Origin of the sequence: Phytohabitans flavus, from assembly GCF_011764545.1 — a bacterium.
GTDB classification, from domain to species: domain Bacteria; phylum Actinomycetota; class Actinomycetes; order Mycobacteriales; family Micromonosporaceae; genus Phytohabitans; species Phytohabitans flavus.
The window spans coordinates 8,611,795-8,624,257 of sequence record NZ_AP022870.1; the positions used below are offsets into that span (position 1 = coordinate 8,611,795).

General features: G+C 70.2%; 9 protein-coding genes and 1 pseudogene. 5 read left to right on the forward strand and 5 right to left on the reverse strand.

Features of this window, described 5'->3' with window-relative positions:
• Positions 1-51 precede the first annotated feature (51 nt).
• Positions 52-1,157: pseudogene (locus tag Pflav_RS38335) on the reverse strand (polysaccharide deacetylase family protein).
• 367 nt (positions 1,158-1,524) lie between these two features.
• Here Pflav_RS38335 and Pflav_RS48225 point away from each other — a divergent pair.
• The 4 genes from Pflav_RS48225 (at position 1,525) to Pflav_RS38355 (ending at position 5,902) form a co-directional block, all read left to right on the forward strand.
• Positions 1,525-1,896, forward strand: coding sequence for a DUF3311 domain-containing protein (locus Pflav_RS48225; RefSeq protein ID WP_173041489.1), 372 nt, complete (start codon positions 1,525-1,527; stop codon positions 1,894-1,896).
• 1 nt (position 1,897) lies between these two features.
• Positions 1,898-3,583: a monocarboxylate uptake permease MctP gene (mctP, locus tag Pflav_RS38345; RefSeq protein WP_173041490.1), complete on the forward strand. Its 1,686-nt coding sequence runs from the start codon at positions 1,898-1,900 to the stop codon at positions 3,581-3,583.
• An 86-nt stretch (positions 3,584-3,669) separates the two neighbouring features.
• The gene (locus Pflav_RS38350) at positions 3,670-4,881 is read left to right on the forward strand and encodes a cytochrome ubiquinol oxidase subunit I (RefSeq protein ID WP_197938843.1); all 1,212 of its coding nucleotides are present in this window, start codon (positions 3,670-3,672) and stop codon (positions 4,879-4,881) included.
• A gap of 106 nt (positions 4,882-4,987) precedes the next feature.
• The gene (locus tag Pflav_RS38355; RefSeq protein ID WP_197938844.1) at positions 4,988-5,902 is read left to right on the forward strand and encodes a cytochrome d ubiquinol oxidase subunit II; all 915 of its coding nucleotides are present in this window, start codon (positions 4,988-4,990) and stop codon (positions 5,900-5,902) included.
• Between the two features lie 165 nt (positions 5,903-6,067).
• Here Pflav_RS38355 and Pflav_RS38360 read toward each other — a convergent pair whose 3' ends face one another.
• Positions 6,068-6,742 (reverse strand): SDR family oxidoreductase, encoded by a 675-nt coding sequence (locus Pflav_RS38360; protein WP_173041491.1) that lies wholly within the window; start codon positions 6,740-6,742, stop codon positions 6,068-6,070.
• Positions 6,743-6,802: 60 nt separating this feature from the next.
• Here Pflav_RS38360 and Pflav_RS38365 point away from each other — a divergent pair, with 60 nt between their 5' ends.
• Positions 6,803-7,183 carry a MerR family transcriptional regulator gene (locus Pflav_RS38365; RefSeq protein ID WP_173041492.1) on the forward strand — a complete coding sequence of 127 codons (381 nt, stop codon included), beginning with the start codon at positions 6,803-6,805 and terminating at the stop codon, positions 7,181-7,183.
• Here Pflav_RS38365 and Pflav_RS38370 read toward each other — a convergent pair.
• From Pflav_RS38370 to Pflav_RS38380, 3 genes are all read right to left on the reverse strand, one after another.
• The gene (locus Pflav_RS38370; protein WP_232072399.1) at positions 7,149-8,126 is read right to left on the reverse strand and encodes a pirin family protein; all 978 of its coding nucleotides are present in this window, start codon (positions 8,124-8,126) and stop codon (positions 7,149-7,151) included. The two genes, Pflav_RS38365 and Pflav_RS38370, sit on opposite strands and share 35 nt — an antisense overlap.
• 270 nt (positions 8,127-8,396) lie before the next feature.
• Positions 8,397-8,582, reverse strand: a complete 186-nt coding sequence (locus Pflav_RS38375; RefSeq protein WP_173041493.1) for a DUF6104 family protein — start codon at positions 8,580-8,582, stop codon at positions 8,397-8,399.
• Positions 8,569-12,291 (reverse strand): multifunctional oxoglutarate decarboxylase/oxoglutarate dehydrogenase thiamine pyrophosphate-binding subunit/dihydrolipoyllysine-residue succinyltransferase subunit, encoded by a 3,723-nt coding sequence (locus Pflav_RS38380; protein ID WP_173041494.1) that lies wholly within the window; start codon positions 12,289-12,291, stop codon positions 8,569-8,571. The genes Pflav_RS38375 and Pflav_RS38380 overlap by 14 nt, the downstream gene beginning before the upstream one ends.
• Positions 12,292-12,463: the final 172 nt, after the last annotated feature.

The following is a 12,463-nucleotide window of genomic DNA, read 5'->3' on the forward strand; positions in this document are numbered from 1 at the left end:
CCGTGACACCTGGCGAGGTGTCACGGGCCTGGCACTGTCGATGCGCGCTGGCTAGGCGACCGTGCAGCTGGCGCCGTTCAAGGTGAACGACGCGGGCCGCCCGGTGTTGCCGGTGTGCGTGGCCTGGAAGCCGACGCCGACCGAGGCGTTCGGCGCGATGCTTCCGTTGTACGAGACGTTGCGGGCGGTCACCTGGCCGCTGCTGGGCGAGTACGTCGCGTTCCAGCCCGACGTGATCGTCTGTCCACTGGGGAGTGCGAAGGCCAGCGTCCAGCCGTTGACCGGCGCGTTGCTCGTGTTGGTGATGGTGATCGACGCGGTCAGGCCGCTGTTCCAGGCGTTGACCGTGTAGCCGACGCGGCAGGCGCCACCGCCGCCGGGCGGGGGCGTGGTGACCGGCGGGTGGTCGTCGGCGGGGTGACCGTCGGCCGGGTGGTGGGCGGCGTGGTCGGGTTACCGCCGCTCGGCGCGACCGCCCGCCCCGTGCTCGTGGAGATCATGCCGGCGCACAAGTTGCGGCTGGCCAGGTTGGCCGCGATCTGGGGCACCGCCTGGATCGTCGTCTGGTACCCGTCGTGCATCAGGATCACCTGGCCGTTTTGCAGCCGGCCGGCGGCCTGGACGATCGCGCTGGTGCTGGCGCCATTCCAGTCCTGCGAGTCCACGTCCCACAGCACCTCGGTGAGGCCGAGCTGGGCCTCGATCGAGCGGATCGTCGCGTTGGTCTCCCCGTACGGCGGGCGGAACAGGCGGGGCGTCTGGCCGGTCGCCTGCTGGATCGCCTGCTGCGTCTGGGTCAGCTCCGAGGTGATCTGCTGGCTGCTCATCTGCGGCAGGTGCGGATGGGTCCAGCTGTGGTTGCCGACCCACATGCCGGCGGTGACCTGGGCGCGGGCGAGCGCGGGGTTCTGCGGTACGCGCTGGCCGATGTTGAAGAACGTGGCCCGCAGGCCGGCCGAGGTCAGCGCGTTGAGCAGCGCGGTGGTCGTACCGCTGATGGGACCGTCGTCGTACGTGAGGCCGACGTAGCCGCCGCTACAGTCTGCGGCCGCGCTTGAAGGCGTGGCGGCGACGGTCAGCGTGACGGCAGCCGCAGCCGCGGTGGCCAGCGAGGCCAGGGCGGCTGTGGTACGTCGGGACAGGCGGGTGGGCAGCATTGGCGGCTCCTGGCGTGGGGTGGGTGTGCGGGGCCGGGGCTGAAACATTCCGTAGTATGAGCCGGAACGTACCCGCATGCAAATGTCTGTCAATATAAGCAGGTCAAGCCGGTATTCTCGGCGGCGGAGCTGGCTCGGAACGGCATTGCCGAGCCCTCGGCGTACGTCCGGTCGACGATGAGGTTCCGGAAATACGTCAATCGCTTCCGGCCCGATGGTCGATCCGTGGAGGAAACCGCTCGGAAACATTCCGGACATGGAGCTGAGTGCCGATCGGTCAATCGGAGGATCCGGCCGGGGCGGAGATCATCTGAAGATTTACTTCCGTGACTCTCGTCACGTGACAAACCCCCCAATGGAGGCATAGATGGTCGCCGAACGGCGCGCTCGGGAAACCTGGCCACCGGGCTCACCTACGGCACCGCCTCCGTGGCCGCCAAGGCCGACCGGAACGCCGCCGCCCCGCGCCGGTGAGGGTCCGGGCGCCTGGCCGCCCCGCCAGCCCACCCACCACGTCGGCGCACCCGTCGCCACCAAGCGGAAGCGGCGGGCCGACGCCAGCCCGTGGCACTGGCTCCTGCTGATCCCGATCGTCCTGCCGCTGCTTCCGCCGCTCTACAACCGCATGGAGCCGAGCCTGCTCGGGCTGCCGTTCTTCTACTGGTGCCAGCTCGCGTTCGCCGGGGTGGCCGCCGTGACCACCGCGATCGTCCACATTGCCACCAGCGGACGGCGGTGACATGCCCACCTTCGCTGACCACCAGGTCGAGTTCTGGATCTTCGCGTTCACGTTCGGCCTGGTCACCGTCATGGGGTTCGCGGCGGCCCGCTGGCGGCGGCCGGACAACATCCACACCCTTGAGGAGTGGGGGCTCGGCGGCCGCGCGTTCGGCAACTGGGTGACGTTCTTCCTGCTCAGCGGCGACGTCTACACGGCGTACACGTTCGTGGCCGTACCCACGCTCGTCTTCGGCGTCGGAGCCTCCGGATTCTTCCCGATGCCGTTCCTGGTGATCGTCTATCCGATGCTCTTCGTGGTCCTGGCCCGGTTCTGGTCGGTCTGCCACGTGCACGGGTTCGTGACGCCGGCCGAGTTCGTACGGGCCCGCTTCGGCTCGAAGTTCCTCGCGCTGGCGATCGCGGTGACCGGCATCCTCGCGACGATGCCGTACATCGCGCTCCAGCTCATCGGCATCGAGGCGGTCTTCAAGGTGATGGGCCTGCCGGAGGGCTGGCCGCTCACCGCCGCGTTCATCGTGCTGGCGCTGTACACGTTCAACTCCGGTCTGCGCGCCCCGGCGCTGATCTCCATCGTCAAGGACGCGCTGGTGTTGTGGACGGTGCTCGCCGCGTTCCTCATCGTCGCCTCCCACTCCGGCGGCTGGAGCAGCGTCTTCCGGGTGGCCGAGCAGAAGTACACGGCCTCGCCCAGCACCAGTGACGGCCTGCTGCTCGCGCCCGGGCAGGAGCTGAACTACCTCACGCTCGCGCTCGGCTCGGCGGTCGCCCTCTTCCTGTACCCACACACGCTCACCGGCGTGCTCGCCGCCCGCAACCGGGCCACGCTGCGGCGCAACCTTGCCGTACTGCCGCTGTACACGCTGACGCTGGGCGTGCTGATGCTGGTCGGGTTCGCCGCGATCCTGAGCGACATCCAGCCGATCGGCGACGACCGCAACACTGTCGTGCCGCTCTGGTTCGACGCCAACTTCCCAGACTGGAGCGCGGGCCTCGCGTTCGCGGCCATCGGCGTCGGCGCGATGGTGCCCGCCGCGATCATGTCGATCGCCGCGGCCAACCTGTTCACCCGCGACATCTACAAGGAGTTCATCCGCCCGCAGGCCACGGCGAAAGAGGAGACGTTCGTCAGCAAGGTGGCGTCCCTGGCGATGAAGTTCGGCGCGGTCATCTGCATCCTGATGCTCAACACCCAGTTCGCCATCGACCTTCAGCTGATCGGCGGCGTCTTCGTGATGCAGACGCTGCCCGCCGTGGCGATCGGGCTCTTCACCGCATGGCTGCACCGGTGGGCGCTGGTCGCGGGCATCTTCGCCGGGCTCGCGACCGGATTGGCGATGCTGTACCAGATCCCGCAGCGCGGCGCGGACGGCGCGGTGATCCGGGAGCACTTCGGCGGCTCCGCCTGGCCGCTCAGCAACATCGGCATCGACACCGACAGCACGATCTACGTCGGCGTGGTGGCGCTCGCCGTCAACCTGCTGGTCGCCGGGGTCCTTACCCCGCTGCTGCGCGGCGGCGGGGTGCCCGATGGCGCGGACAGGACCCGCGAGCACGACTACGTCGCGGACGAGGGTGACCCCACGGTCCGCCGGATGACGGAGCTCATCGACGGGGAGACCCTGCCGGAGGAGACGGCCACGCCGGCCGGCGGCCGCCACTCGTTCGTCCCGCTCCGCCGCCAGTAGCCACGCCGACGATCTCCTCCGCCGCGGTTGGCCGCCCCCTTGCGGGGTAGCACCGCGGCGGAGGTGGATCACATGCGGGTCGAGCCGTGATCGAGGATCTGACCGCGGCGCGCCTGCAGATGGCGCTGTCGCTGGGCTGGCACATCGTCATCGCCTCCTTCGGTGTGGGAATGCCGGCGGTCACGCTGTTCGCCGAGTGGCGGGGGTATCGCAGCGGCGACCCGGTGTACACCCGCCTCGCGCACCGCTGGGCCAAGGCGATGGGCGTGCTCTTCGCGGTCGGGGCGGTCTCCGGCACGATCCTGTCGTTCGAGATGGGCCTGCTGTGGCCGGGGCTGATGGGCCGGTACGGCGACGTGATCGGGCTGCCGTTCGCGCTGGAGGGCATCGCCTTCTTCATCGAGGCGATCTTCCTTGGCATCTACCTCTACGCCTGGGACCGGCTGCCGCCCCGCGCGCACATCCTCTCCGGCATCCCGTTGGTGGTGGCCGGCGTCGCGTCCGCGTTCTTCGTCGTCTCGGCCAACGCGTGGATGAACCAGCCGCGCGGCTTCGACCTGGTGTCCGGCGAGGTGACCGGAGTGGACCCGTGGGCGGCGATGTTCAACCCGGGTACGCCGCCGCAGACCGTTCACATGATCGTGGCGGCTTTCATGGTCACCGGCTTCGGCATCGCCAGCGTGTACGCGGTCGGGTACCTGCGCGGGCGGCGGGACCGGTACCACCGGCTGGGGTTCGCGGTGCCGTTCACGATCGCCGCGCTGCTCTCGCCGGTACAGGTCGTCGTCGGCGACTGGGCCGCCCGCTTCGTGGCCACCAACCAGCCGATCAAGCTCGCCGCGCTCGAGGGTCTAGCCAGGACGGAACGTGGCGCGCCCCTCTCACTCGGCGGCCTGTACCAGGACGGCGAGCTCCGCTACGCGATCGCGATCCCGAACGCGCTCTCCATCCTCGCCCACGGGAGCCCGAACGCCGAGGTCATCGGCCTCGACCAGGTACCCGACGAGGACGAGCCGCCGGTGAACCCGGTGAAGTGGGCGTTCCAGATCATGGTGGCGATCGGCTTCGGCCTGCTCGGGCTCGCCGCGTGGTGGGCGCTGGCCTGGTGGCGGCGGCGCGGACCGCCGCGCTCGACCTGGTTCTGGCGGGCGGCGGCAGTCGCGGGGATCGCGGCCGCCGTCGCGGTCGAGGCCGGGTGGGTCGTCACGGAGGTGGGGCGCCAGCCCTGGATTGTGTACGGCCACCTGCGCACCGCCGAGGCCGTCAACCCCGCCCGGGGCTGGCCACCGGTCTGCTGATCGTCGCCTGCGTGTACGTGGTGCTGACCGTGGCCACCGTGGTCGTGCTCCGCCGGCTGGCCGCGAGCGGCGCGGAGGAGGCGGTGGCGCCGCAGGAGGAGCTGCCGTGAGCACCGCGATCGCGCTGCTCGTGGTGCTGTGGCTGGGGTTGACCCTGTACACACTGCTCGGTGGTGCGGACTTCGGCGCCGGCTTCTGGGACCTGGTCGCCGGCGGCACACGGCGCGGCGCGGCCCGGCGGGAGCTGATCGAACACTCGATCGGGCCGGTGTGGGAGGCCAACCACGTGTGGTTGATCCTCGTGGTGACGCTCTTCTGGACCGCGTTCCCGCCCGCGTTCGCCTCGTTCGCGTCCACGCTGTACATCCCGCTGACGGTGGCCGCACTCGGGATCATCGGGCGGGGTGCGGCGTTCGCGTTCCGCAAGGCCAGCGAGTCGCTCGCTGAGCAGCGGCTGTACGGCGCCACGTTCGCCGCCTCGTCCGTGCTTACCCCGTTCTTCCTGGGTACGGCCGTCGGCGGGGTGGCCTCCCGACGGGTGCCGAGCGGCGTGGCGGCCGGCGATATCTGGACCAGCTGGCTCAACCCGACGTCCATCTTCTGCGGAGTGCTGGCGGTCGGCGTGTGCGCGTACCTGGCCGCCGTGTACCTGATCGCCGACGCCCGCCGGGCCGGCAAGCAGGTACTTGTCGCCGAGTTTCGCCGCCGGGCGCTGATCACCGGCGTGGTGGTCGGCGTGGTCGCGCTGGCCGGCGTCGCGGTGCTCGCGGCCGACGCCCCGGCCCTGTACGACGGCCTGCGCGGCCAGGGCCTGCCGGTGGCCGCCGTCTCGATCGTGGCCGGGGTGGGGTCGCTGGTGCTGATCGCCGTCGGTCGCTACCGGGTGGTGCGGCTCACCGCTGCCGTCGCGGTGGCCGCGCTGCTGTGGGCGTGGGCGGCGGCCCAGTACCCGCTGATGCTGCCCCGGACCTCACCGTCGACGCCGCCGCCGGCGCCCCAACGGTGCTGGCCGCGGTACTAGTCGCCCTAGGGGTCGGCGCGGTACTGCTCGCCCCGTCCCTGATCTGGCTCTTCGTCATCTTCCAGCGCACGCCCGGCGCCCACCGCGCCCCACCCAGCAGTTGATCAGGGAGTTGGCGGGCGTGTCGCGCGGCGTGTCTCGCTACCAACTCCCTGATCAACTGGGTCAGGCGCCGGCCAGGGCGGCCTTGACCTGCACGGTCAGCTCGTCTGCCAGGACCTCGTCCTGGCGGGCCTCGATGCCGTCCAGCGCTGCGCGGACCACCGCTGCCGGGTCGTTCTTCGGGATGTCCAAACCGGCCGTCATGTCGGTGTCGGAGGGACCCAGGTGCAGCCCGGTGACCAGCGTGCCCTGGCCGGCGAGCTCCAGCCGGACGCCGTTGGTGAGGCTCCATTGGGCCGCCTTGGCCGCGCTGTACGCGTTGGCCCCGACGAACGACATCCACGACATCACGGACAGCACGTTGAGGATCGCGCCGCCGCCGTTCGCGCCCAGCACCGGGGCGAACGCGCGGATCATGTCGAGCGTCCCGAAGAAGTGGGTGCGCATCTCCAGTTGGATCTTCTCCAGGTCGCCCGTGACGAGGTTCTGGGCTGTGGAGATGCCTCCGTTGTTGATCAGAAGGCTGACGTCCGGCGCGCCGGCTGCGGCGGCGGCGACCTGGGCCGGGTCGGTGATGTCGAGGCGGAGCACTTCGACGCCGGGGATGTCCACGAGTTCAGGTGTGCGGGCAGTGGCATATACCTTGCGGGCACCGCGCTCGAGCAGCTGGCGGGCGAAGTGCCGCCCGAGCCCGCGGTTGGCGCCGGTGACGAGTGCGATCGAGTCGGAGATCTGCATGGCGGCTACGCTAAAACCTGACGCTGACGTCAGAGGCAAGTCGTGTGAGGGAGGTAACCGATGCGCATCGGCGATGTCGCGGAGCGGGCCGGCGTGAGCGTGCGGGCACTGCGCTACTACGAGGAGCAGGGCCTGCTCAACGCGACGCGGAGCACCAGCGGCCAGCGGCACTACCCGGACGCCGCGGTCGAGTGGGTCCAGCTGATCCAGCAGCTCTACGCCGCGGGGCTCTCCAGCGCCCGGATCCGCGACCTGCTGCCGTGCATCCAGTCCGGGGTGAGCACGCCAGAGTCGCTCACGCTGCTGGCCGGCGAGCGGGCACGCATCGACGACCAGATCAAGGGCCTGATAGAAGCCCGCGACCGGCTCGACGAAATCATCGCGATGACCGAGCGCGCGTCGTCGCCTAGTTCGGCTTGCCGTACCTATCGCGTGCCTTGAGCCGGGTCGTGGGCATCGGCGGGGCGGGGAGCCGCTCGCCGGCGTAGCCGCGCACCTCGCCGAAGCGGGATGACGCCGAGGCCCACTCCTCACGTGCTGCGACGATCTCCTCGTGCGAGCGGGCGACGAAGTTCCACCACATGACCAGCGGCTCCTCGAAGGGCTCGCCGCCGAGCAGAAACAGCCGCGTCTCGTCGGACGCGCTCAGCGTGAGCGCCTCCCGCCCGGTACCGAGGTAGAGCAGTGCACCTGGGTCAAGCGGGGTCCCGCCGACCACGGCGGTACCGGTGAGCGTGATCGCCGCGTACTCGAATTCGGGCCGCAGCGGGATCGAGGTGGTGGAGTCCCCGGCGAGCAGGACGTCGGCGCCGAAGAGTGGGGTGTGCACCTGGGCCGGCGAGCGGTGGTGGTTGAGCTCGCCGACCAGGACGGTGATCGTCACGTCCTCCTCACGGAGCACCGGCAGTGTCGCGTGGTGCTCGAACCGCGGCGGCGCCGAGCGGGCCCCCTCCGGGAGCGCCACCCACAGCTGAAGCCCGTGCATGCCGGGCGGGTGCTCCGCCGGCGACTCCTCCGAGTGCGCGATGCCGTGGCCGGAGGTCATCAGGTTGAGCTGGCCGGGCACGATCGTCTGCGAGCTGCCCAGGCTGTCGCGGTGCAGCACCTCGCCGTCGAGTAGCCAGGTCACCGTCTGAAGGCCGGTGTGCGGGTGCGGCGGCACCTGCATGCCCGGCGCGCTGCCGATGTCCTCCGGGCCGAAGTGGTCGGCGAAGCACCAGGCGCCGACCATGCGGCGCTCGCGGTGCGGGAGCAGGCGGCGGACCACCGTGTACTTGCCGATGGGCACGTCGTGGCCGGGCAGCATGACGCTCGTCGGCGCGGTGATCACCGTCGCGGCGCCGCCGAACAGCGTCTCCTGCGGCTCCGCCTCCAGATTGCTCACTGTGCCTCCGGGTTCGCTCGCTCGTGCGGCGCTGAGGGCAGTGCCTTCCACGCTCCGTCGCTCGGCGCTCGTCCGCCGTCGTGGCTGAGGCCCGTAGCCTCACGACTCCCGCTCATGTCTTCCCTCGCGGCCCCGAAACCCCGACTTCGTCGGCGGGCCGGCTCAGTCCAGACGCCGCCGCGCCAACTCGCTCGCTCACTGCGCCTCCGGGTTCGCTTGCCTAGCGGCTGGAGCGGGCGGCCCGGTCGGGCCGCCCGCTCCGCACCACGGTTACTCCTCGTCGACGTCGTCGTCGTCCAGCCGGGCTAGCCAGGTAGCGAAGCGCTCGATCGGAGTCTCGAACTCCGGGTTGAGATCGACGAAGTCGCGCAGCCGCTCGGCCAGCCACTCCATCGTCACGGACTCGTCGCCGCGCCGCTTGACCAGCTCCTCGATGCCCCGATCAGTGAAGTACATGGAGGGCGGCCTCCATCAGTGCGGCCTGCTCGCCTTCGTGCAGCTTGGCCGAGCCCACCGACGGGGCGGCCGCCGCCGGGCGGGAGATCCGCCGCAGCCGCACGCCCTCCAGGTGCTCCAGCAGGTTGAGCGCGATGAACGACCAGGCGCCCTGGTTGGCCGGCTCCTCCTGTACCCAGGCGAAGTCCTCCGCGTTCGGGAACGACGACAGAGCCGCCTTGATCTCCTCGATCGGCAGCGGGTAGAGCTGCTCCATCCGGATGATCGCGGCGTCGTTGATCTTGCGGTCGGCCCGCGCCTGGAACAGGTCGTAGTAGACCTTGCCGGTGCAGAGCAGCACCCGCTTGACCTGGTCGGCCGGGGGCGCGCCGGGGTCGGCCATGACCGGCTGGAAGGTACCGGTGGTGAAGTCCTCCACCGAGGAGACCGCGAGCCGGTGGCGCAGCAGCGACTTCGGCGTGAAGACCACGAGCGGCTTGCGCTTGGGGGACAGGCCCTGGCGGCGCAGCAGGTGGAAGTAGTTGGCCGGGGTGGTCGGGATCGCCACCCGCATGTTGTCTTCCGCGCAGAGCTGGAGGTACCGCTCGGGCCGACCGGAGGTGTGGTCGGGGCCCTGGCCCTCGTGGCCGTGCGGGAGCAGCAGCACCAGCGACGACTGCTGGCCCCACTTGACCTCGCCGGAGGAGATGAACTCGTCGACGACGGACTGCGCGCCGTTGGCGAAGTCGCCGAACTGCGCCTCCCACAGCACCAGCGCCTCGGTGTTCTCCACCGAGTAGCCGTACTCGAAGCCCATCGCGGCGAACTCGGACAGCAGCGAGTCGTGCACGAAGAACCGGGCCCGGCCGTCGCCCATGGTGGCGAGCGGCAGGTACTCGTTACCCGAGCGGGCGTCCACGATGTTGGCGTGCCGCTGCACGAACGTGCCGCGGCGGGAGTCCTGGCCGGCGAGGCGGACGGTCACGCCCTGGTGCAGCAGCGCGCCGAACGCGATGACCTCGCCGAAGCCCCAGTCGATCGTGCCCTCGACGGACATCTTGGCCCGCCGGTCGAGCAGCTGCTGGATCCGCTTGTGCGGCGTGAACTCGTCGGGCAGGTTGACGTGCGCGTCGCCGACCGCCTTGACGACCGCGGCCTCGACCGCGGTCTCGACCTCGGGCTCGGGCTCCGGCTGCCGGCTGCGGGTCGGGCGGGTCTCTGTGGTGACCGCGTCGCGGGTCGCCTTGAAGACCTGCTCAAGCTGGGACTGGTAGTCGCGGAGCAGCTCCTCCGCGTCGGTGACCGTGATGTCGCCGCGGCCGATCAGCTCCTCGGTGTACAGCTTCCGCACCGAGCGCTTCTTGTCGATGATCGCGTACATCAGCGGGTTGGTCATCGACGGGTCGTCGCCCTCGTTGTGACCGCGCCGGCGGTAGCAGACCAGGTCGATCACGACGTCCTTGTTGAACGCCTGCCGGTACTCGAACGCGAGCCGGGCCACCCGGACGACGGCCTCGGGGTCGTCGCCGTTGACGTGGAAGATCGGTGCCTGGATCATCCGCGCGACGTCGGTGGAGTAGAGCGAGGAGCGGCTGTACTCCGGGGCGGTGGTGAAGCCGACCTGGTTGTTGACCACCACGTGCACCGACCCACCGGTGCGGTATCCGCGCAGCTGGGAGAGGTTGAGCGTCTCGGCGACCACACCCTGGCCGGCGAACGCGGCGTCGCCGTGCACCGCCAGCGGCAGCACGGTGTAGCCCTCCAGCTTGAGGTCGATCCGGTCCTGCTTGGCCCGGACGATGCCCTCCATGACCGGGTCGACGGCCTCGAGGTGGGACGGGTTGGCGGTCACCGACACGGGGATCGCGTGCTCACCGTCGGGCGTCGTGAACTTGCCGACCTGGCCCAGGTGGTACTTCACATCGCCGGAGCCGTGCGCGGTCTTGGGGTCGATGTGCCCCTCGAACTCCGAGAAGATCTTCTCGTACGGCTTGCCGACGATGTTGGCCAGCACGTTGAGCCGGCCGCGGTGGGCCATGCCGATGACGACCTCGTCGAGCTCCGCCTCCGCCGAGGCCTGGAGGACCTCGTCGAGCAGCGGGATCAGCGACTCGGCGCCTTCGAGCGAGAAGCGCTTCTGCCCGACGTACTTCGTCTGGAGGAAGGTCTCGAATGCCTCGGCCGCGTTGAGCCGGTTCAGGATGTGCTTCTGCTCGCCCGCGTCCGGCTTCTCGTACTTGCGCTCGATCCGTTCCTGGATCCAGCGCCGCTCCTCCGGGTCCTGGATGTGCATGTACTCGACGCCGACCCGCCGGCAGTACGAGTCGCGCAGCACGCCGAGGATCTCGCGCAGCTTCATCCGCTGCTTGCCCGCGAACCCGGCGACCGGGAAGTAGCGGTCAAGGTCCCACAGCGTGAGGCCGTGCTCCAGCACGTCCAGGTCCGGGTGCTTGCGGATCTGGAACTCCAGCGGGTCGGTGTCGGCCATGAGGTGGCCGCGCACCCGGTACGCGTGGATCAGCTCGTGCACCCGGGCGGTCTTGTTGATCTGGCCCTCGGAGCTGGCCTCGACGTCGCGCACCCAGCGGACCGGCTCGTACGGCAGGCGGAGCGAAGTGAAGATCTCGTCGTAGAAGCCGTGCTCGCCGAGCAGCAGCTCGTGCATCGTCTTGAGGAACTCGCCGGATTGCGCGCCCTGGATGATCCGGTGGTCATACGTGCTTGTCAGCGTGATGATCTTGCTGACCGCGAGGTCGGCGAGGGTCTCCTCGGACATGCCCGAGTACGGCGCCGGGTACTCCATCGCGCCCACGCCGATGATCGCGCCCTGCCCGGCCATCAGCCGCGGCATCGAGTGCACGGTGCCGATACCGCCCGGGTTGGTCAGCGAGACCGTGGTGCCGGAGTAGTCCTCCATGGTCAGCTCGTTGCGGCGGGCGCGCCGGATCACGTCCTCGTACGCCTGCCAGAACTGCCGGAAGTCCATCTGCTCGGTGCCCTTGATGCTGGGCACGACGAGCGTGCGCGAGCCGTCCGGCTTGGCGAGGTCGATCGCGATACCGAGGTTGACGTGCGCGGGCTCGACAAGGGCCGGCTTGCCGTCGGCCACCGCGTACGAGCTGTTCATCTCGGGGTACGTGCCGAGCGCCTTGACCAGCGCGTACCCGATCAGGTGGGTGAAGCTGACCTTGCCGCCGCGGCCCCGCGCGAGGTGGTTGTTGATCACGATGCGGTTGTCGACCAGCAGCTTGGCCGGCACCGCCCGCACGCTCGTCGCGGTGGGGACGCTGAGCGACGCGTCCATGTTCTGCGCGATGCGTGCGGCGACGCCGCGCAGCGTGGTGGTCTTCGCGTCGCTCGGGGCGGCGACAGCGGCGGGCTGCTTGGCCGGCTGCTTCGCCGCCTCCTTGGGGGCGCTCTTCGGCGCCGGCTTCGCCGCGGTGCTCACGGCGGCCTTGCCGTCGGGGCCCGGCTTGGCCCCGACGGCCTTCGCGCCGTCCGGGGAGGGCTTGGCGCCGTCGGGGCTGGGCTTGGCGGGCGCACTCTTCGCGGCGGCCTCGGCGGCCGGCTGAGCCGGGGTGTCCGGCTTGTAGTCGGCGAAGAAGTCGTGCCAGGCGGCGTCTACGCTGGCCGGGTCGGCGAGGTAGCGCTGGTACATCTCCTCGACGATCCACTCATTCGGGCCGAAGCCCGCCAACGGGTTGTCCTGCGATGCCTGTTGGGTCGACACGGCCAGTAATCGCCTCTTTCACGCGGCTGGGCGGGAGTCAGAAGTCGGCATCAAGGCTACGCCGTGCGTATACCCAGTGCGTGGTCGCGGTCTGCCCGTGTCGCGATTCACAAATGTCACAAGACGTTGGGGCGCCCCGTACGTCACGGAGCGCCCCAGATGCAACTACGAG